The sequence below is a fragment of the Rhodobacter sp. NSM genome (genome assembly GCF_052244495.1).
Lineage (GTDB): Bacteria > Pseudomonadota > Alphaproteobacteria > Rhodobacterales > Rhodobacteraceae > Cereibacter_A.
The window spans coordinates 82300-102016 of sequence record NZ_JBQPXH010000009.1; the positions used below are offsets into that span (position 1 = coordinate 82300).

Below are 19717 nucleotides of genomic sequence, written 5' to 3' on the forward strand. Positions count from 1 at the left end.
CCAGCGTGGTAGCTGGGCTGCATGAGCAGACCGACACCCTCGGCCCGCAAGACCCGGAACTGGCAAGGCTACAACAAGGCGCTCAAGCACCGCGGTCCACTGGCGATCTGGTTTGATCCACCATTGCCTGGGCAGCCGCGCCCACGGGCAAGCGTGGCCGCCAGCCCGAGTGCAGTGACGCCGCGATCCAGACCTGCCTGACGATGAAGGTGCCGCTCGCCATGGCGTTGCGTCGGACGACGGGGTCGTCGAGAGCCTGCTGCGTCTGATCGGCCTGGACTTGGCGGTGCCCGACTTCAGCACGCTGTCGCGCCGCCAGGAGACCCTGAAGGTGAACATCCCCTACCGGGGCTCGGACGGTCCGCTGCACTTGCTGATCGACAGCACCGGCATCAAGGTCGAGGGCGAAGGGGAATGGAACGCCCGCAAGCACGGCGGCACGAAGCGCCGTGTATGGCGCAAGATCCATATCGGCATCGTCGCGCCCGGTAGCGCGGGCAAACTCGCGAGCCTGCCGAGGATTGACGCTAATTCACATGTCGCCCCGGCGCCAGAAAGGGCGGACATGACAGGTCGCTCATAGCCGCCCGAAGCTTCGAGGATGACGATAGATGAGCCAACGGTCGAAGCAAACCTGCAAAGCGACCGGCCGTCGGTCGAAATCCTCTCATGCCGGGAGGTGGCAGGGTCCAACGCGTCGATCCAGTCTTTCGCGACGTCGACGCCGATATAGGTTTGGGGCAAGGTCACTGTCCTGTCCTTGATATTCGGGGTCGGTATGGTGACCGCCCCTTGCAACTGTTCGGGTTCACGTGGCGGCGGCGCAGATGAGCCCCTTGCTGCTCAGCGGGATCTGCTTCCCCGGGATGGAACGGGGTCCCACCTGCAGTCCCAGTATGCCCGACCTTGAACACACAAGGATGGAGCATCATGAGCAAGACCACGAGCAAGTCTCCCCGGAGGTGCGCGAGCGGGCCGTGCGGCTGGTTCTCGATAGCGAGGCCCAGCATCCGTCGCGCTGGCAGGCGGTGATATCGATCGCGGCGAAGATCGGCTGTACGCCGCAGACCCTGAACGAGTGGGTCAAGAAGGCCGAGGTCGACAGCGGCAAGCGCGCGGGCATTCCGACCGGCATGGCCGAGAGGATGAAGTCTCCGGAAAGGGAGAACCGGGAGCTGCGCCAGGGTGAGGCGGATCAGGAAACAGTCCGGTGGACCGTTTCCCCGGCGAACGAGATCCTCCGCAAGGCATCGGCGTATTTTGCGATGATCGAAGGCAGTGCGGCACTGCTCCAGCACTGCCTGAGATGCTCGACCGCCGGTCGAAGTAATGGTGGGTTTCATCGACGCGCATCGGGAAGCGCACGGGGGTCCGAGGGTCCGGCATTCGATCCAGTGGATCGAATGCCCCGAGCACGCCGATCTGCAGCGTGCTGCCGATGGCCCCGTCCACCTATTACGATCATCTGGCGAAGCGGGCCGATCCGGCGCGGCGGTCGGATCGAGCGCGCCGAGACGATGCTCTGCGCCCCGAGATCCGTCGCGTGTTCGAAGAGAACTGGCGGGTCTACGGCGTCCGGAAGGTCTGGGGACAGCTTGGCCGTGAAGGCTTCAATGCCGCGCGATGCACGGTGGCACGTCTGATGAAGAGCATGGGTATTCAAGGCATTATCCGGGGCAAGCCGCACAGGACGACGATCCCGGACAAGAAGGCGCCGTGCCCGCTGGACAAGGTGAACCGCCAGTTCCGGGTGCCCGCACCGAACATGCTCTGGGGGAGCGACTTCACCTATGTCGCCACCTGGAAAGGGTTCGCCTATTGTGGCTTTCGTCATCGACGCCTATGCCCGCAAGATCGTCGGCTGGCGCGTCAGCAACGCGGCGCATGCAGGATTTGTGCTCGATGCCTTGGAACAAGGCGGTGCATGATCGCCGCGCTGGAAGGGGCATTGGGCTGGTCCACCATAGCGACAAGGGTTCGCAATACCTGTCCATTCGCTACAGCGAGCGTTTGGCGGAAGCCGGGATCGAACCTACGGTCGCTTCAGGGGCTTACGCGGCCCCCCTCGGAGCCACGGTCCCCTTTCGCCGTCGGCGATAGCTACGACAACGCCCTGGCCGAAACGATCAACCCTTCCAGGGCTTACGCGGCCCCCCTCGGGGCCACGGTCCCCTCCATATGTTCAAGGCCGAGGTCATCCACCGCCGTGGGCCATGGCGAAGATTCGAGGCCGTCGAATGTGCCACGCTGGAATGGGTGGACTGGCTCAACAACCGCGTCGATGCAATGCACCGACCCTCGAGCCGATCGGGAACATCCCGCCAACAGAAGCCAAGGCCGACTTCTACACTGCTCTGGAAGCTGCACCCATGGCCGCGTAACTAAACAAAATCGGCCTCCGGCAAACCCGGCGCGGTTCAGAGACGCTGTTCTTCGGCCTCGATCATGCCCGCGAGATCGTCGCCGAATGGGTGGCCGACTACAATGCGGCCCGACTCCATTCGGCTCTCGGCTACCTGACCCCTGCCGCTTTCGCCGCCCAACTCACCGCAATGGGCGCATCGCCACCGCGGGGCGAACCTGGTTCGCCGTCCTCGGCACCCGATGCGCCTCCATCGAGCGCGGCAGCGCCTGGGACTGCCGAGGCAGCCGGCTTCCCGGCAATCCGGTGGGAGCCATCCCCGCCAAAGGGGCGCCTTTCTCTCGGGTGGGGCTTCGTCACCCTTCACGGCTCGGTTGAGTTCCGGACGCCGTGCCCGCCATGTCCAGCCTCACCCCAGCGTGGTTCTGTGGGCGACCGGAGTGACACCGTAGCGGCTGCGGAACACCTTGGTGAAATGCGAGGTCGAGGTGAAGCCACAGGCCATCGCGATCTCGGAGACCGACTGTTCCGTCTGAACGATCAGGTTGCGCGCGCGCGTAAGACGGATCTCCATCATGTAGCGCTTGGGTGACGTGTTCAGGAACTTTCCGAACAGCCGCTCGAGTTGCCGTGTCGAAATGCCGAGCCGCCCCGCGAGGACGAAGGGGCTGAGGGGCTCCTCGACATGTTCCTGCATCAGCTCGATGGCGCGCGAGAGATGGGCGTTGCGCATTCCGTGGCGGGACTGGAGCGAGACGCGCTGCGCCGCCGTTCCCTCTCGCACGGCGTTATAGACCATCTGGTCGGCGATTGCGGTGGACAGGTCGCGCCCGTGCTCCCTGGCGATCAGGTGCAGCATCAGGTCGGCCGCGGCCGTTCCGCCGGAGGCGGTGACGAACTTCTCGTCGGTAACGAAGACATTGCGGACGAGGTCGACCTCCGGGAATTCCTCGCCGAAGAGGTCGTGGAACTCCCAGTGGATCGCGGTCTTGACCCCGGTCAGGAACCCCGCCCGCGCAAGCACATAGGCCCCCGAGCAGATCGCCCCGATCGACATGCCGGCCGCCCTCTCGCGCCGGAGGAAGTTCAGCAACGCCGGCGTCGTGTGGTTCTGGACATGAATGCCCGAGACCACGAACAGCCTGTCCCCGCGCTCCAGCGGCTCGAAGCCGCGGTTCACCAGCGTCACGGAGCGGTTGGAGCAGGTGGCAGAAGTGCCGTCCTCGCTGGCCAGCGACCAGCGATAGAGTTCGCGCCCGCTGAGCAGGTTCGCGATCCGGAGCGGCTCGAGGGCGCAGGAAAATGCCAGATGAGAGAAGTTCTCGACGAGGAGGAAGACGAAGTGGGATGTCTCGGACATCGCGGGAAGCCCCGGAGGGAAACGGACGCCGTAAAGCCGGCGCCCGCAGGAAGGCTCACTCGGCTGCCGTGCGCGCGTCGGCAAGCCAGCTGTCGTATTCCGCCTGATGCGCCGCGATCCAGTCGGTCGCGTGGCGCTCGATGTCGGCCGACGAGTTCTCGCCGTCGGTGATCAGCTTGTTCTCGGCCGAGATGTCGTTGATGTCGATCTTCGCCACCTCGAACAGCTTCTTCGCTGCCGGGTTGGCCTCGAGGAAGTCGTTGCGGGCGACGACACCGATGCTGTCGACCGCGAAGCCGAGGTTCTTGCCGTCGAACGTGGTGTTGCCCGTCGCGCCATCGGGCAGCGAGGTGTAGGGAACGCTCAGCCACTCCACGTCCTTGCCCGGCACGAGAGCACCCGAGACCCAGTAGGGCGTCCAGGTGTAGTAGAGCACCGGCTCGCCGTTCTGGTAGCGCGCCATGACGTCGGCGATCATCGCCTGATAGGCGCCCTGGTTATGGGTCACCGTGTCGCGCAGGCCGTATTCATCGAGTTCGTGCTCGATCACGCGCTCGCAGCCCCAGCCGGGGATACAGCCGGCGAGATCCGCCTTGCCGTCGCCATCCGCGTCGAACTTCTTCGCGATCTCGGGGTCTTTCAGCTGGCTGAGGTCGGTGACGCCCGAGTCGTAGGTCTTCTTGTCGATCAGGTAGCCTTGCAGCGCGCCCTCGATCAGCGTGCCGACCTTGGACAGCACCTCGTCCCCGCCCGCATCCTGGTAGAAGGATTCGTGCAGCGAGCGCCAGTTGACGGCCGTGAAGTCCCCGTCGCCTGCGCCGAGCGCCATGTGGATGGTCTGATATTCGACCTCCTCCGGCTCGGCGACGGAATAGCCGAGGTCCTCCAGCGCGTGGAACAGCACGCGATGCTGGAAGAATTCCTCAATCTGCGTCGGCAGGATCGGGCGGACGGTGACGCCCTCGCCCGGCTTGTCATTGGCCAGCAGCGGTGTCGCCGCGACCGACAGGAAGAGGGCAAGAGGCAGCTTGAAGTACTTCATGGTTTCTCCTTGTTGGACGTCGTGGGGCGGGCGCCTTCAGGCGCTCTTGTTGACGAGGCGCATGACGAGGCCCACCGGCCCGTCCTGCCACCACTGGCGGTGATTGCGGTCGCGCCCCGAACGGCCGAGCCCTTGGGTGACGCGATCGAGCACGATGGCGAGGATCACGATGCCGAGGCCGCCGACGATGGCCTTGCCCGCGTCGAGCCGGCCCATGGCGCGCAGCACCTCGTTGCCGAGTCCCTTCACCGAGATCATCGAGGCGATCACCACCATCGACAGCGACAGCATGATGGTCTGGTTGAGGCCGGCGAGGATCGTGGGCGTGGCGAGCGGCAGCTCGACCTTCATCAGGATCTGCCTTGGCGTGGCACCGAAGGCGCGGGCGGCCTCGACCACGCCCGGGTTGACGTTGCGGATGCCGAGCGAGGTCAGGCGCACCAGCGGCGGCAGGGCGAAGATGATCGTCACGATCACGCCCGAGACATTGCCGATCCCCAGCAGCATCACCACCGGCACGAGGTAGACGAAGGCCGGAATGGTCTGCATCGTGTCGAGGAACGGCCGGATGGCGGATTCGAATCGGTCGCTCTTGCCGGCGAGGATGCCGAGCGGCAGGCCGATGATCACGCAGAGCGCCACCGCCGCGTTGACGATGGCAAGCGTCGTCATGGCGAGCGACCAGGCGTCGGGTGAGAGAAGGCCCAGTGCCACCAGCGCCACCGCCACCACGATCGCCACGCGGCGGCCCGCAGCCTGCCAGGCCACCAGCACGATGATCGCAAGCATCACCAGCGGCGGGATCGACTGCATCAGGTGCTCGATCCAGCCGATCAGCCCGTCGAAGAAGTTCTTGATCGGCTGAAGCGCGGTGCGGTTGGCGATGGCCCACTGCTTCACGCCATCGGTCCGCCCGTCGATGTCGAGGTCGATGCTGCTGAAGGGGTCGAGGATGCTGAAGGGTTTGTCGGCCATCAGGCGGTCTCCATTTTCAGCGGGGCGGCGGCATCCTCGCGGCCCTGGATGCCGCGCAGGAGCGCGCGCTTGGTGACGACACCCACCATCTTGCCGTCGGCCTCGATCAGGATCGGGTGATCGGTGCCCACCGCCAGATCGACCAGCGTGTTGAGCTTGTCCTCGGGCCGTGCCTTGGGCCAGCCGGTGGTGTCCGTCGCGCCCTGCGCCTGTCGATAGGCCTCGATCGGCTGCATGATGCGCGCCGCCGACACGAGGTCGAGCTTGGAGATACCGGCCACAAAGTCGGCGACGTAGTCGTCGGCGGGTTCGGTGACGATCTGTTCGGGCGTGCCGATCTGCACCAGCACCCCATCCTTCATGATCGCGATGCGGTCGCCGATGCGGATGGCCTCGTCGAGGTCGTGAGTGATGAAGACCGTGGTCTTGTGCAGCTCTGCCGAGAGCGCCATGAACGTGGTCTGCAACTGCTTGCGGATCAGGGGATCGAGCGCCGAGAACGGCTCGTCCATCAGCAGGATCGTGGGGTCGGCGGCGATGGCGCGGGCGAGGCCAACGCGCTGCTGCATCCCGCCCGAAAGCTCGTCGGGATACTTCGCCTCCCACCCCGTGAGGTCCACGGCCTCGATCGCATGGGCGGCGACCCGGGCGCGCTCCTCCTCCGGCACACCCCGCACCTCAAGCGAGAACACCACGTTGTCGCGCACGGTGCGGTGCGGCATCAGCGCCATGCTCTGGAATACCATGCCGATCCGCTGGGCGCGCAGCGCCCTGAGATCCCGGGCGTTCATCGCGTTGACGTTCTGGCCCTCGATGAAGACCGACCCCGCCGTCGGTTCGATCAGGCGGTTGATGTGGCGGATCAGCGTGGACTTGCCGGATCCTGACAGACCCATGATGCAGAAGATCTCGCCGCGCTTCACGGTGAAGGAGGCATTCTGAACGCCGACCACGCAGTCGTACTGCTCGCGGATTTCGTTCTTCGACAGCCCTTCGCTTAGGATCGCATCCATCGCCTGCCGCGACTTCCTTCCGAAGATCTTCCAGATCCCTTCACAGCGAATGACGTCCTCTCGGGGGGACTTGGTCATGCGGATTCTCCCTGTTCGGCGAATACAAGCATGATTGGCATATGTAGACAACATGTATTTTATAATTGTAGACAAGGTGTATTATGAAGGCCTACACCTAGGTTGTTCCTGATTCCGGCGTAGCTTCAGGCCCGGACCGTCAGGCAGGAGATTCCCGTGGACACACCCGCACGCAGCAGAAAGGCCGTTTGCATCGAGGATCTGCGCAGGAAAATCCTGACGCAGCAGATCGAGCCGGGCAGCTATCTGGACGAGACCGAACTGGCCGAGGCCTATGGCTTTTCCCGCCCACCGCTGCGCGAGATCCTGCGGCAGATGGCTGGCGAGGGCTACCTCATCCTGCACGAGAACCGCGGCGCGCAGGTCGCGCCCATGACCTACAAGACGATGCGCAACTTCTTCGTCGCCGCGCCGATGATCTATGCCGCGGTATCGCGGCTGGCGGCCATGAACGCGCGTCCGGCGCAGATCGCTCAGCTGAAACAGGCGCAGGTCGCCTTCCGCGACGCCATCGCGGGGGGCGATGCGGCGGAGCGCGCGATGACCAACGAGCGTTTCCATTCCATCATCGGCGAGATGGCCGACAACGAATACCTGACGCCCAGCCTCCGGCGGCTGCTGATCGACCACACCCGGATCGGCATGACCTTCTACAGCCCGCGCCAGACCGGCATGGCCGAGGCGCAGACCGCGGCCGCCGACCAGCACGACCAGTTCATCGAGGCGATCGAGGCGGGCGACGCCGAGGCCGCCTCTGCCCTTGCCTTCGCCCACTGGGAGCTGTCGCGCGCCCAGATCGAGAGTTTCGTCACGCCGGAGAGCATCCGGATGCCGCTCGGCCAGCCGCCGGGGGCCTGAGGATCGCAGAGGAGCTTCATGCAGTTCGAGGGAATCTACACGCCCGTCATCACGCCTCACCGCGACGACGGCTCGATCGACCGCGACGGCTTCGCCGCGATGATCGAGCACCTGATCGCATCGGGGGTCCACGGTCTCATCAACGGCGGCTCGACCGGCGAGTACTACGCCCAGTCGATGGACGAGCGCGCCGGGATGGCGAGCCTTGCCAAGGACGTGATCGGCGACCGCGTGCCGCTGATCGTGGGCACGGTGGCGATCCGGCTGGAGGATTCGATCCGCATGGCCGAGCACGCAGCCAGGATCGGCGCCGCGGCGATCCTTGTGGGCTCGCCGCCCTACTCGGTGCCGACCGAGCGCGAGAATGCGCTGAACGCGCTCGCCATCGACCGCGCGGCAGATCTGCCGGTCATGCTCTACAACTATCCGGGGCGCATGGGGATCATGATGGGCGAGGAGTTCCTCGACCGCGTGGGCCGCTCGCGCAACTTCTGCGCCATCAAGGAAAGCTCGGGCGACATCAACCGCGTGCATCTGCTGGCGCGCGACTATCCCCACATCCAGATGTCCTGCGGAATGGACGACCAGGCGCTCGAGTTCTTCGCCTGGGGCGCGCGCAGCTGGGTCTGCGGCGGGTCGAACTTCCTGCCCGCCGAGCATATCGCGCTGTGGAAGGCATGTGCTGTCGAGGGCAATTTCGACAAGGGCCGCCGGATCATGTCGGCGCTCCTGCCGCTGATGCGGGTGCTGGAGCAGGGCGGCAAGTTCGTCCAGTCCATCAAGCACGGCTGCGAGATGGCGGGCTTCCGTGCCGGGCCGCCGCGACCACCGCTGAGGCCGCTCAACAAGGACGACAAGCGCGAGCTGGAGCAGGTCGTCCGCGTCCTGAAACAGACCATTTCCACCATCGCCGCGGAGGCCTGAGATGACGCTGCTGACCACCGAGGAATACAAGGCCATTGCGGCCGGCCTCGACCTCTGCACCGGCGCCTTCATCGACGGCAGCTTCCGCCCCGCGATCTCGGGCGCCACCTTCGACACGGTGAACCCTGCTACGGGCGCGGTGCTGACGAAGGTCGCGGCCTGCGGCCCGGCCGACGTCGATCTGGCCGTGCAGAAGGCACGCGACGCCTTCGAGGACGGCCGCTGGTCGCGCCTGCATCCCCGCGCGCGCAAGGAGGTGCTGATCCGCCTCGCCAAGCTGCTGAAGCGCAATGCCTGTGAGCTGGCGGTGATGGAGAGCCTCGACAGCGGCAAGACCATCTACGACTGCGAGACGGTAGACGTGCCCGAGACGATCCACTGCCTGACCTGGCATGCCGAACTGATCGACAAGATCTACGACCAGACCGCCCCCGCATCCGACGACCACATCGCCCTGGTGGTGCGCGAGCCGGTGGGCGTGGTCGGCCTCGTGCTGCCGTGGAACTTCCCGCTCCTCATGCTGGCCTGGAAGATCGGCCCAGCCCTGGCCGCCGGCTGCTCGGTGATCGTCAAACCCGCCGAGGAGACCTCGCTCACCGCGCTGCGCGTGGCCGAACTGGCGATGGAGGCGGGGATACCGCCGGGCGTCTTCAACGTCCTGCCCGGCAGCGGCCCGGATGTGGGCGAACCCATCGGGCGGCACATGGACATCGACGCCGTGTCCTTCACCGGCTCCACCGAGACGGGGCGGCGCTTCCTGCGCTACGCCGCCGAGTCGAACCTGAAGGAAGTGACACTGGAGATGGGCGGCAAGAACCCGGCGGTGGTGCTGGACGATGCCGAGAACCTCGACCGGGTGGCCGCGCATGTGGTGAACGGCGCGTTCTGGAACATGGGCGAGAACTGCTCGGCCGCCTCGCGGCTGATCGTGCAGAGCGGTGTGAAGGAGGCGCTGCTGTCACGCATCCTGGCCCATGCCCGCGAGTGGCCGATGGGCGACCCGCTCGATCCGGTGAACCGGGTGGGGGCGCTGGTCTCGACCGCGCATTTCGAAAAGGTCTGCTCCTACCTCGCCAAGGGTCCCAAAGTGCTGATGGGCGGAAAGGCAGAGGCGGGCTTCGTCGAGCCGACCATCCTCGACATCGCCGACCGCGAGGCCGCCCCCGCGCGCGACGAGATCTTCGGCCCGGTGCTGTCGGTGCTGACGGTCGAGAGTTTCGACGAGGCGATCGCGCTGGCCAACGACACCGAATACGGCCTCGCCGCCTCGATCTTCACCGCCAATGTCAAGCGCGCGATCCGCGGTGCGAGGGCGATCCAGGCAGGGACGGTGACCGTCAACAGCTTCGGCGAGGGCGACATCTCGACCCCGTTCGGCGGGTTCAAGCAGTCGGGCTTCGGCGGCCGCGACAACGGCATCCATGCGCACGACCAGTATACCCGGCTGAAGACCATCTGGATCGACCTCGCCGACGACGCCGACGAGGCCGTGGCATGACCGACTACCAGGCGCGGCGGACGCCGGTCCACCGCGGTCCGGCGGCGTGGTCTGCAATCCTTCCGGGACAGCCTGCGCCGCGGCCGCTGGACACTGACCTGAACGCCGACTTCGTGGTGGTCGGAGGCGGGTTCGCAGGCCTTTCGGCGGCCCGCCGGCTGATGCAGTTGAACCCCGGCGCGCAGATCGTGGTGCTGGAGGCCGGGCGTCTGGCCGAAGGCGCCTCGGGCCGCAACTCCGGCTTCATGATCGACCTGCCGCACGATATCGCCTCCGACGACTACTCGGGCCACGGCAACGACCGCGTGATGATCGGCCTCAATCGGCAGGCCATCGCCTTCGCCCGCGCCGCGGTGGAGGATTATGGGATCCCCGCCGCCTATTTCGATCCGGCGGGCAAGGTAAACGGGGCAGCGAGTGCCACGACTGATGCGCTGAACGCGAGCTATGCCCGGCATCTGGCGAAACTCGGCGAGGGCAGCGAGCGGCTGGATGCGCAAGCGATGGCGGAACTGACCGGCTCCCGTCACTATGTCTCGGGCCTCTACACGCCCGGGACGGTGCTGCTTCAGCCGGCGGGCTATATCCGCGCGCTGGGGGAGGGGCTCCGCCGCGACGGTGTGCGGATCTGCGAGGCAAGCGCGGTGACCCGCATCGCGCGGCGCGGGGCGGGATGGGAGGTCACGACCGCACGCGGCCGGGCAACCACGGGCAAGGTGATCCTCGCCAACAACGGTCAGTTGGAGAGCTTCGGCTTCGCCGCGGGGCGGCTGATGCATGTCTTCCTCTATGCCTCGATGACCACCGATCTGGGGCCCGATGCACTGCGCGCCCTCGGAGGAGCATCGCGCTGGGGCCTTACCCCCTCCGACCCGATGGGCACGACGATGCGGCGGATCGACGAGCCGCAGGGCGGCAACCGGATCGTCACGCGCACCTGCGCCACCTACGAGCCCGGTATGGAGGCAAGCGAGACCGCGCTGAAGCGCGCCGCCGCCGTCCACCGCCGCAAGTTCCGAGAGCGCTTTCCGCAGCTTGCGGATGTGCGAATGGAGCATAGCTGGGCCGGTCATCTCTGCCTCAGCCGCAACGGGGTGTCCGTGATGCGCGAACTCGATCAGGGGCTTTATGCCGCCTGCGTGCAGAACGGGCTGGGCACGGCGCGGGGCACGCTGACCGGGATCGGCGCGGCCGAATTGGCTTCGGGCGTCGAGAGCGACATTACCCGCCACTTCACCGCCGAACCGGAGCCGGTCAAGCTGCCGCCGCCCCCGCTCTCGACCATCGGCGCCAATCTCTACCTGCGCTGGAAGGAGTGGCGCGCAACGGCGGAGTGAAGGCGTTCCCGCGGCGCGCCGGATCGGCCAGGCTATCCGCGCCGGCTCGGAAGCGAGAAAGGCGGAGAGCCCTGTCCGCGCGCAGCGTTTCCCGCACGCACGGGATGCCGACGCAGGCGGAGAGGGCGATGAAGACCCTCGACGAGCTTTCCCGCATTGGCGGAATCCGCCCCTTGCGCCACGCCCGCAGCGGCGGCCCGAGAGCTATTGCGGCAGGCTCAGCCTGGCCATCCGGCCGCCGTCCACGGACCAGACCTGCCCGGTGACAAAGGAGGCCTCGGCCGAGGCGAGCCAGGCGACCAGCGCCGCGACCTCCTCGGGCTTGCCCGTCCGGCCCACCGGATGGATCCGGCCGATCTCGCGGCGGAAGGCTGCAGGGTCGGGCATGGCGTTCACGAAGTCCTCGTTCAGCTCCGTCTCGATCCAGCCGGGCGCGACGGCGTTGCAGCGGATGCCCTCCGCGCCATGATCGACGGCCACCGCCCGCGTCAGGCCATGCAGCCCCGCCTTCGATGCACAATAGGCGGCGTGAGCGGGGTTTGATCCCAGCCCCTCGATCGACCCGATGTTCACAATGGCACCGCCCCGCGGGCGCAGGTGCGGCAGCGCCGCCTTGATCGCGAGGAAGGGCGCCGTCAGGTTCACGCGGAAGCTACGCTCCCAGTCGGCCAGCGACATGTCCTCGACCCGCGCCTCCTGCATCACGCCCGCGTTGTTCACCAGCACGTCGAGGCGCCCCGCCCGGGCGACGACCTCGGCCACCGCGCGGGCAGGCGCCGCGACATCGGTGAAGTCGGCCTCGACCGCCTCGAACCCGCCGTCGGCGCCGCGCTGCGCGGTGAAGACCCGCGCCCCTTCGGAGGCGAGCCGCCGGGCGATCGCGTGGCCGATGCCGCGGCCCCCGCCGGTGACGAGCGCGACCTGTCCCTCGAACCGGCTCATGCGACGGCCTTTCCGCCGTTGACCTCGACGAGAGAGCCGCAGAGGTAGCGCGCGGCATCCGAGGCGAGGAACAGCACCACGTCGGCGATGTCCTCGGGCTCGGCGATGCGGCCGAGTGGCACGGTGCGGCCCAGTTCCGCCACCGCCGAATCCGGGTCGAAGCCGCGCCTGGAGAAGCCTGTGCGCAGCATCGGGGTGTTGACCTCGTTCGGGCAGACCGCGTTGATGCGGATGCCTTGGTGGGCGTGGTCCATCCCCATGCATTGCGTGAGCGAGGCGAGTGCCGCCTTCGTCATGCAGTAGACGGCGTGGTTCGGCCCCGGCCGCAGTCCCCAGCAGGATGCCACGTTGACGATGGCCCCGCCGCCGGTCTCCACCATCAGCGGGATCGCTGCACGGCAGATCCGGAACGGCGCCTCGACGTTGACGCCCAGCGACAGGACCCAGTCGGCGTCGGTCGTCTCGGTGACCTTGCCGCGAGTAATGACGCCCGCGTTGTTCACCACGATGTCGAGCCGGCCGAGGCCGGCGACCACCGCGCCCGGCAGCCTGTCGGCATAGGCCGCCTCGCGCAGGTCGCCCGGCAGGTGCAGCTCCGCAGCGATCCCCGTCACATCCCGGTCGGCGACGGCCACCCGCATCCCCTGCCCGCGCAGCCCCTTCACCACCGCGGCGCCGATACCGCCTGCGGCGCCAGTCACCAGTGCCACTTTCCCCTCGAGCCTGTCCATTCGTTTCCCTTATCCGAAGGACGCCACCGGGGCGCCGAAGAGGCTCTCGTCCGGCACGACCCCGAGACCCGGCCCCGAAGGAAGTGCGATATGGCCGCCCTCGATCCGGATGCCGTTCTTCGGGTCGAAATGCCCCTCGATGTAGGGCTGAGCCAACCAGACCCCCTCCATCAGCCGCGGCTGGACGGTCGCGCCGATGTGGGTGCAGGCCGCCGCGATGATATCGCCGCCCCAGGCGTCGTCGCAGGTGTGGGGCATGGAGCGGACCTCGCACATGTCGCGGAATGTGGCCATCGGCCGGAGGCCGCCGATCCGCGTGACCTTCATTCCGAAGCCGTCGCAGATCCCCTGCCCCACGGCACGCAGCACGGTGGCCAGGTCCTCGCTGTTCTCGTCCAGGTAGACGGCGTGGTGCAGCTGGCCGCGGATCGTCGCGATCTCCTCGATGGTGTTGCAGGGCTGTTCCATGATGAACGGGATATCCGGGCACTCGCGACTGAGGCGCAGCGCGTCGCGGGTGGTGAGGCCGCGGTTGCCGTCCACCGCCAGCCGCATCCGGGTGCCGACCCGCTCCCAGACCTTGCGGATCACCTCGATGTCGATCTCGACCGGGCGTCCGCCGATCTTGACCTGCATCCGCGGATAGCCCTCGGCCGCGCGCTCGACCGCGATGCGGGCGATCTCGTCGGGCTCGCCCACGCCCGAGGCGTAGTAGGAGGGCACCCGTTCCGTCACGGCGCCGCCGAGCAGATCGGCCACCCGCACGCCCCAGGCCTTGCCCATCAGGTCATGCGCCGCGATGTCGATGGCGGCCTTGGCATAGCGGTGCCCGTTCAGCAGCCCGTCCATGCGACGGTGCAAGAGCAGCGGCTGGAGCGGATCGGCGCCGATCAACCCCGGCGCCATTTCCGCCAGCGCGGCGCGGGCGCCCGCCGCGTGCTGCGGCTGGTAGACCGGCCCAACGGGGCAGGTCTCGCCCCAGCCGGTGAGGCCGGTGTCGGTGACAAGCTTGACCAGCGTGGTATCGAGCGACCAGACCTCGGTGCTGGCCATCCGGTAGGGGCCGTTCCGTACCGGCAGGGGGTGCGCGTAGACGTGGAGTTCGGCGATCTTCATGAAACCGGGACACCTGCGTGTGGGGGATGGGCTGGCGAAAAGGGCCGCCGGATCGGCGGCCGGTTGGGAGTTCAGTATTCGGTGTTCAGCGCGTCCTCGGCGGGAATCTCCGCCTCGCGCCTCGCGATGTAGGCGCGGAGCGCTTCGTCGATGCCGGGATCGAGCTTCGGCTCCTCGTAGTCGCCGAGGAGCTTCCGCGCATGGCCGAGCGCCCGTTCGGTAATCTCCACCGACCCTTCGGCCTGCCATTGCTCGATCGAGTTGTTGTCGAAGAGCTTCGGCATGAAGAAGGCGCGCTCGAAGTTCTCCAGCGTGTGCGGATGGCCGAGGTAGTGCCCGCCCGGCCCCACGTCGCGCACCGCCGCCAGCCCCGCGTCGAAATCGTCCCAGCGGATCCCCTCGGCCATCCGGTAGCCCATGGCGCACATCTCGGCATCCACCACGAACTTCGCGACCGAGCAATGCATTCCGGCCTCGTTCCAGCCGGCCGAATGCCAGATGTAGTTGGCGCCCGCGTGCAGCACCGCGTTCATCGTCATGGCGCTTTCGTAGCCCGCCTGCGCGTCGAAGGTCTTGGCCCCGCCCAAGAGGTTCGAGGTCCGCCACGGCACGTTGTAGAACCGCGCCATCTGGCCGATCATGTAGTTCATGAGGCTGATCTCGGGCGTTCCCGCCATCGGCGCGCCGGACTTCATCGAGACGGTCGAGAGGTAGTGGCCGTAGATCGCCGGGCAGCCCTTGCGGATCACTTGCGTATAGGCCAGCGCCGACAGCGCCTCGGCGTTCAGTTGCGCCACGGCGGGCGCGACAGAGGCGGGCGTGTTGGCGCCGCCCAGCACGAAGGGCGAGCAGAGCACCGGCTGGTTCCGGCGGCAGAAGGCGCGCATTGCGGACAGCATGGTCTCGTCCCACACCAGCGGCGAGTTGCCGTTGCAGTTGCCGGTGGTGACGGGCGTCTCCTCCATCACGTCGCGCCCGAACAGGATCTCGCACATCTGCATGACGTCCTCGGCATTCCTGCCGCTGGTCGTCATGCCCATGAAGGTCTTGTCCGAATATTTCATCGAGGAATAGGTGATGTGCAGGTGGCGGTGGCTCACCACCATGTCCATCGGCTCGACGATGTGATGCGCGGTCGAATGCAGCGCGGGCGACATGTGGGCGAGCTTGTGGAACATGTTGAGGTCCGCGATCGTCGGCCAGCGGCGCACGTCGTCGAGATCGCGCAGGAATGGCGCGCCCGTCATCGGCACGAAGATCGAGTGCCTGCCGCCGAAGGGCAGGCTCTTCCCGGGGTTGCGCGCGCGATAGCTCCAGCCCGAAGGGATCGTGGAGATCAGTTCGCGCACCAGCGCGCGGTCGAGATGCACGCGCTCGCCCCGCACGTCCGCGCCGACGCGCTTCCAGTCGGCCAGCGCGACCGGGTCGCGGAACACCACGCCCACCTCCTCGAGGATCGCCATCGAGGCCGCGTCGATCCGCTCCACCTGCTCGGGCGACATCGGCTCGCACTCGGGCAGGCCGCGCTTCAGCGCAGGCAGCATGGCAAAATCGGGCGCCTCGCGCAGTGCCCGGCGCGCTCCGCGCCCACCTGCCCGCCCCTGCCTGATCGGAAGATCGCCCATGCCGTTGCCCTCCCTTGTGACGCCTGGCGAGTAGGCCGCGAAAGCGGAAGCTCCACAGTAGATTCCGCGACACGATCCGCACCGGGACCGACGCGGCAAGAGCGACAGCGCCACCTTGTGGCCTTCTTGGAAGGCGAAGGGGGCCTGCCGCGGGCTGGCGCAATCGCCGATCCTGAACAGCGTCTTTCCGGGCGGCGTCTGGGGAAAGGGACCGAAGGCCCGGTCTGTCGTCGCCATCACCCGCGCCGAGGCCGGGACCGTTTGCTCGGAGCCCGTCAGCAGGCTCCCGACCACTGCACCGGTGCCGTGCCAGCAGGTAAGGACAGGCTCTGTCAGCATCTGCGCACCGCGCCGGGAAGGCCGCCGGCGCGCCGCGGCGACAGCAGATGGCGAAGCGGGATCACGCGGCTACAGGTCCACCGTGACCCGACCCTGCGGACGCGAGCAACAGGCGAGGATGGTGCCGGCTGCGATCTCGTCGTCCGAGATGCCGCCATTGTGGACCATCGCCACCTCGCCGTCGATCTTCTGCACCTTGCACGTGCCGCAGAGTCCGAAGTTGCAGCCGGAGGGAATGTTGAGCCCGGCGCGCTTGGCCACCGCAAGCACCGTCTCGGTGCCGTCGCAGGTTACCGTGACGCCCGAGGCCGCGAAGGTGAGGTGCGAGACCTCGGCAGGTTCCGGCACCTCGACAGGCACCTCCTTCAGCGCGGGGGCGGCAAAGCTCTCCTCGTGGTAGCGCGTCATGTCGTAGCCCAGCGAGGCGAGCATCTCGCGCACCGCCTGCATGAAGGGCTCGGGTCCGCAGCAGAACACCTCGCGCTCGAGGTAGTCGGGCGCCATCAGCCCCAGCATGATCTGCGTGAGCCGCCCGCGATACCCCAACCAGACCGAGAACGGATCCTCCTCCTTCACGGTGAAGCGCAGTTGCAGGCCGGGCACGCGGCTCGCGAACTGCTCGAGCCTGCGGCGGAAGATGATCTCGGAGGGCCTGCGTGCGGCGTGGACGAAGACGATGTCCGGCATCTCGCCCGCGTCCCAGGCCCACATGGTCATCGACATCATCGGCGTGATGCCCGAGCCGGCCGAGACGAACAGATACTTCTGGCTGCGGTGGCGGAGCGAGGTGAACTGCCCCGCCGGCCCGTAGGCCCGGATCCGCATCCCCGGCTTCAGGTGGTCGAGCATCCAGCGCCCGCCGACCGAGCCCGGCTGCGCCTTGACCGTGACCGAGATCGACAGCGGCCGCGAGGGCGAGGACGAGATCGTGTAGGTCCGCTGCACCCGCCCGCCGGGCACCGGCAGGTCGAGCGTCAGGAACTGTCCGGGCTGGTAGTCGAACCACGCGCCCGAAGGCGCGCGAAAGGCGAAGGTCGCGCAGGTCTCGGTCTCGGGGATGACCATGACGCATTCGAGGTCTTCGCTGTCGCTCCAGGGCTCTGCGGACCAGTTCAGTCGCGGCTTCGGCACGGCGCTCACTCCGCCGCCATGGCCGAGGGGCCGCCGAGGGTCTCCGCCAGCGTCCGGACATACCAGTCGACGAACTGGATCACGCCGCTCTCCTGCTTCGCCGAATAAGGTCCTGGCTCGTAGGCGGGCGACGAGATGCCGATCTGGTTCTCTTCGACCACGCGGCGGTCCTCGTCGTTGGTGGCGGTCCAGACCTCGGTGAGCCGGGTGAGGTCATAGTCGCGCCCCTCGACCGCATCCTTGTGGACGAGCCAGGTGGTCGTGACCTCGGTCTCGGTGGCGCTGACCGGCAGGACACGGAAGTTCAGCACATGGTCCGACAGGAAGTGGTTCCAGGTGTTCGGATAGTGGAAGAACAGGAGCGACCCCGCGTTGGCGAAGGGCATGCCCGGAATGAGCGACGCCGCGGCCCTGCCATCCATCGTGTAGCTGACGGCCTCGCCGACAAACGGAATGCGGACAAGCCGCCACTGCTCGTTGCCGCCGATCAGGTAGCGCGAGGGCAGCCCCGCCGCCTCGCAGCGGGCGACATGGGCCGCACCCGCGGGCGAGGACAGGCTGTCGTCCGACCCCACGAGGTCGGGATCGTCGTTGAAGGTGCGGCAGAGCGCCGGGTGCGAGCCCGCGCAGTGATAGCACTCGCGGTTGTTCTCCATCACCAGCTTCCAGTTGCCGTTCTCGATGATCGACGAGCGGTGGGCGACCTTGAGGTCCTCGAGCCGGTGCGGGGCGGAGTAGCGGTCGGCCGCGGCCTTCACCTCGGCGAAATCCGGGGTGGTCTCGGCGAGGCAGATGAACACCATCCCGGCCGTGACGGCGCAGTGGACGGGCTTCAGCCCGTGGCGCGATGCGTCGAAGTCGGGCCCCATGTCGCGCGCCCAGAGCAGACGCCCGTCGGTCTCGTAGGTCCACTGATGGTAGGGGCAGACGAGCTTGGCGGACTGGCCCGAAGCCTTGGAACAGATCCGGCTGCCACGGTGCCGGCAGGAGTTGTGGAAGGCGCGCACCGCCCCGTCGTTGCCCCGCACGATCACCACCGGATAGGAGCCGAGCTGAAGCGTCACATAGCAGCCCGCGCGCGGAAGCTCGGCGACGGAGGCAGCAAAGATCCATTCCCTGCACCAGATTTGCTCGAGATCGGCGCGGAAGATGGCATCGTCAACGTAGAACGGTCGCGGGAGTGAATGCGCCGGGCGGACCTCGTGCAAGAGCGAGAGGATGTCGGAGCTGGCTGCCATGGTGGGTTGATCCTTCCGGAAAGACGCTTGATCGGCGATGCGGTCTGGGTGCTGCTTCGGGGGCTGCTGGTGCAGGAAAATTCGGGGGTGCGACACTCTTGCTCAAGAGCATAAATTCATGCGATATGGATAACCTGAGGTAATGGAACGGGACGCCCTGCATGCTCTCGCTTCGTCGCAGCATTCCGTCCCTCGGGGCGCTCGCCACATTCGAGGCGGCGGCACGGCTCGAGAGCTTCACGCTTGCCGCCTCTGAACTCGGCGTGACGCAGGCGGCAGTGAGCCGGCAGATCAAGCTGCTTGAAAGCGACCTCAACACGCCGCTCTTCCTGCGCGCCCACCGGCGCGTGGTTCTGACGCCGGAGGGCGCGGCGCTTGCGGCCACGGTGACGAACGCCTTCGACCGCATGGCCGAGATGATCGACACCATCCGCCAGCCGCTCACGCCCGACACTGTGACAATCGGCGCCTCGCTCGCCTTCAGCCATTTCTGGCTGCTGCCACGGCTCGCCGAGTTCCGCGCCCTGCATCCGGAGGCGAAGCTGAAGCTGGTCGCCGAGGATGCGGTCGCCGACCTGCGCAAGGAACGCCTCGATCTGGCCATCCGCTACGGACGGCCGCCCTTCGACGACGGTCGCAGCGTGGCCGACCTGCGCGACGAGGTGTTCCCCGTCTGCAGCCCCGCACTGCTGGAACGGCGGGGGCTCCAGCCGGAGACGGTGGATCCGTTCCGCCTGCCGCTGATCGTCACCGACAGCGTGAATCCCTCGTGGCTGACATGGCGGTCATGGGCCCGCAACGCCGGATGCAGCAGCGCGCTGGCCAATGCCGACACCACGCGCCTGCGGTTCAACCACCACACGGATTCGATCCAGGCGGCAATCAACGGCGAGGGCGTGGCGCTCGGCTGGGCAGTGCTGCTGTCGCGGCCGCTCATCGACGGGCAGCTTGTCCGCCTCGGCCGCCAGAGCGTCGTCCCGGAGGAGCGATACCATGTCATCCTGCCCTTCGGCCGTGAGCCCACACCGCTCTGCCATGCCCTGCTGAGCTGGTTGACGCGCTGCTTCGAGCCGGGTGCTTAGGAACCGCCTGTCAGGCGGTCCGGGCGGCAGGACGGCAAGGATGCGCTTCCCGCCGGCGCTTGCCGG

At 67.3% G+C, this 19717-nt stretch carries 15 protein-coding genes and 3 pseudogenes; 8 read left to right on the forward strand and 10 right to left on the reverse strand.

Features of this window, described 5'->3' with window-relative positions; translation table 11 throughout:
• Positions 1-21: 21 nt before the first annotated feature.
• The 3 pseudogenes from ACTVZP_RS16505 to ACTVZP_RS16515 all read left to right on the forward strand — a co-directional run.
• Positions 22-478: pseudogene (locus ACTVZP_RS16505) on the forward strand (IS5 family transposase); the annotation flags it as partial.
• A gap of 452 nt (positions 479-930) precedes the next feature.
• Positions 931-2381: pseudogene (locus tag ACTVZP_RS16510) on the forward strand (IS3 family transposase).
• 36 nt (positions 2382-2417) lie between these two features.
• A pseudogene (locus tag ACTVZP_RS16515) lies at positions 2418-2546 on the forward strand (integrase core domain-containing protein); the annotation flags it as partial.
• 225 nt (positions 2547-2771) lie between these two features.
• Here ACTVZP_RS16515 and ACTVZP_RS16520 read toward each other — a convergent pair.
• From ACTVZP_RS16520 to ACTVZP_RS16535, 4 genes are read right to left on the reverse strand one after another with little or no spacing between them, the layout of a single operon-like run.
• Positions 2772-3722, reverse strand: coding sequence for a GlxA family transcriptional regulator (locus ACTVZP_RS16520; RefSeq protein WP_443213254.1), 951 nt, complete (start codon positions 3720-3722; stop codon positions 2772-2774).
• Between the two features lie 55 nt (positions 3723-3777).
• Complete coding sequence (gene proX, locus ACTVZP_RS16525) at positions 3778-4764, reverse strand: glycine betaine/L-proline ABC transporter substrate-binding protein ProX (RefSeq protein WP_443213255.1); 987 nt, start codon at positions 4762-4764, stop codon at positions 3778-3780.
• A gap of 36 nt (positions 4765-4800) precedes the next feature.
• Positions 4801-5739 (reverse strand): ABC transporter permease, encoded by a 939-nt coding sequence (locus tag ACTVZP_RS16530; RefSeq protein ID WP_443213256.1) that lies wholly within the window; start codon positions 5737-5739, stop codon positions 4801-4803.
• On the reverse strand, positions 5739-6830 hold the full coding sequence (locus ACTVZP_RS16535) for a quaternary amine ABC transporter ATP-binding protein (RefSeq protein ID WP_443213257.1): 1092 nt from the start codon (positions 6828-6830) through the stop codon (positions 5739-5741). The genes ACTVZP_RS16530 and ACTVZP_RS16535 overlap by 1 nt, the downstream gene beginning before the upstream one ends.
• 156 nt (positions 6831-6986) lie before the next feature.
• Here ACTVZP_RS16535 and ACTVZP_RS16540 point away from each other — a divergent pair, with 156 nt between their 5' ends.
• The 4 genes from ACTVZP_RS16540 to ACTVZP_RS16555 are packed head-to-tail and all read left to right on the forward strand — an operon-like array spanning position 6987 to position 11447.
• Entirely contained in the window at positions 6987-7688 is a 702-nt protein-coding gene (locus ACTVZP_RS16540; protein ID WP_443213258.1) for a GntR family transcriptional regulator, read from the forward strand.
• Positions 7689-7706: 18 nt separating this feature from the next.
• Positions 7707-8612 carry a dihydrodipicolinate synthase family protein gene (locus tag ACTVZP_RS16545; protein WP_443213259.1) on the forward strand — a complete coding sequence of 302 codons (906 nt, stop codon included), beginning with the start codon at positions 7707-7709 and terminating at the stop codon, positions 8610-8612.
• Between the two features lies 1 nt (position 8613).
• A complete protein-coding gene (locus tag ACTVZP_RS16550) occupies positions 8614-10110 on the forward strand; it encodes an aldehyde dehydrogenase (RefSeq protein WP_443213260.1) in 1497 nt (498 codons plus the stop codon).
• Positions 10107-11447, forward strand: coding sequence for an NAD(P)/FAD-dependent oxidoreductase (locus tag ACTVZP_RS16555; protein WP_443213261.1), 1341 nt, complete (start codon positions 10107-10109; stop codon positions 11445-11447). The genes ACTVZP_RS16550 and ACTVZP_RS16555 overlap by 4 nt, the downstream gene beginning before the upstream one ends.
• 204 nt (positions 11448-11651) lie before the next feature.
• On the opposite strand, the gene ACTVZP_RS16560 is transcribed toward ACTVZP_RS16555, so the two are convergent.
• The 6 genes from ACTVZP_RS16560 to ACTVZP_RS16585 all read right to left on the reverse strand — a co-directional run bounded on the left by ACTVZP_RS16560 (position 11652) and on the right by ACTVZP_RS16585 (position 18569).
• Positions 11652-12389, reverse strand: coding sequence for an SDR family NAD(P)-dependent oxidoreductase (locus ACTVZP_RS16560; protein WP_443213262.1), 738 nt, complete (start codon positions 12387-12389; stop codon positions 11652-11654).
• Positions 12386-13120: an SDR family NAD(P)-dependent oxidoreductase gene (locus ACTVZP_RS16565; RefSeq protein WP_443213263.1), complete on the reverse strand. Its 735-nt coding sequence runs from the start codon at positions 13118-13120 to the stop codon at positions 12386-12388. Before ACTVZP_RS16565 ends, ACTVZP_RS16560 begins: the two co-directional genes overlap by 4 nt.
• Positions 13121-13129: 9 nt before the next feature.
• Positions 13130-14236: a mandelate racemase/muconate lactonizing enzyme family protein gene (locus ACTVZP_RS16570; protein WP_443213264.1), complete on the reverse strand. Its 1107-nt coding sequence runs from the start codon at positions 14234-14236 to the stop codon at positions 13130-13132.
• Between the two features lie 71 nt (positions 14237-14307).
• Positions 14308-15861 carry a trimethylamine methyltransferase family protein gene (locus ACTVZP_RS16575; RefSeq protein WP_443213265.1) on the reverse strand — a complete coding sequence of 518 codons (1554 nt, stop codon included), beginning with the start codon at positions 15859-15861 and terminating at the stop codon, positions 14308-14310.
• A 408-nt stretch (positions 15862-16269) separates the two neighbouring features.
• The gene (locus ACTVZP_RS16580) at positions 16270-17331 is read right to left on the reverse strand and encodes a 2Fe-2S iron-sulfur cluster-binding protein (RefSeq protein WP_443213266.1); all 1062 of its coding nucleotides are present in this window, start codon (positions 17329-17331) and stop codon (positions 16270-16272) included.
• Positions 17332-17336: 5 nt separating this feature from the next.
• Entirely contained in the window at positions 17337-18569 is a 1233-nt protein-coding gene (locus tag ACTVZP_RS16585; RefSeq protein WP_443213267.1) for an aromatic ring-hydroxylating oxygenase subunit alpha, read from the reverse strand.
• A gap of 161 nt (positions 18570-18730) precedes the next feature.
• On the opposite strand from ACTVZP_RS16585, the gene ACTVZP_RS16590 reads away from it, so the two are divergent.
• Complete coding sequence (locus tag ACTVZP_RS16590; protein WP_443213268.1) at positions 18731-19651, forward strand: LysR substrate-binding domain-containing protein; 921 nt, start codon at positions 18731-18733, stop codon at positions 19649-19651.
• Positions 19652-19717: the final 66 nt, after the last annotated feature.

Excerpts from the sequence above, each read along its gene's own strand:
- ACTVZP_RS16590 (WP_443213268.1), top strand. The coding sequence starts at position 18,731 with ATGCTCTCGCTTCGTCGCAGCATTCCGTCCCTCGGGGCGCTCGCCACA.
- ACTVZP_RS16535 (WP_443213257.1), bottom strand. The coding sequence starts at position 6,830 with ATGACCAAGTCCCCCCGAGAGGACGTCATTCGCTGTGAAGGGATCTGG.
- ACTVZP_RS16555 (WP_443213261.1), top strand. The coding sequence starts at position 10,107 with ATGACCGACTACCAGGCGCGGCGGACGCCGGTCCACCGCGGTCCGGCG.
- ACTVZP_RS16520 (WP_443213254.1), bottom strand. The coding sequence starts at position 3,722 with ATGTCCGAGACATCCCACTTCGTCTTCCTCCTCGTCGAGAACTTCTCT.
- ACTVZP_RS16545 (WP_443213259.1), top strand. The coding sequence starts at position 7,707 with ATGCAGTTCGAGGGAATCTACACGCCCGTCATCACGCCTCACCGCGAC.
- ACTVZP_RS16570 (WP_443213264.1), bottom strand. The coding sequence starts at position 14,236 with ATGAAGATCGCCGAACTCCACGTCTACGCGCACCCCCTGCCGGTACGG.
- ACTVZP_RS16575 (WP_443213265.1), bottom strand. The coding sequence starts at position 15,861 with ATGGGCGATCTTCCGATCAGGCAGGGGCGGGCAGGTGGGCGCGGAGCG.
- ACTVZP_RS16565 (WP_443213263.1), bottom strand. The coding sequence starts at position 13,120 with ATGGACAGGCTCGAGGGGAAAGTGGCACTGGTGACTGGCGCCGCAGGC.
- ACTVZP_RS16560 (WP_443213262.1), bottom strand. The coding sequence starts at position 12,389 with ATGAGCCGGTTCGAGGGACAGGTCGCGCTCGTCACCGGCGGGGGCCGC.
- ACTVZP_RS16530 (WP_443213256.1), bottom strand. The coding sequence starts at position 5,739 with ATGGCCGACAAACCCTTCAGCATCCTCGACCCCTTCAGCAGCATCGAC.
- proX (WP_443213255.1), bottom strand. The coding sequence starts at position 4,764 with ATGAAGTACTTCAAGCTGCCTCTTGCCCTCTTCCTGTCGGTCGCGGCG.
- ACTVZP_RS16550 (WP_443213260.1), top strand. The coding sequence starts at position 8,614 with ATGACGCTGCTGACCACCGAGGAATACAAGGCCATTGCGGCCGGCCTC.
- ACTVZP_RS16585 (WP_443213267.1), bottom strand. The coding sequence starts at position 18,569 with ATGGCAGCCAGCTCCGACATCCTCTCGCTCTTGCACGAGGTCCGCCCG.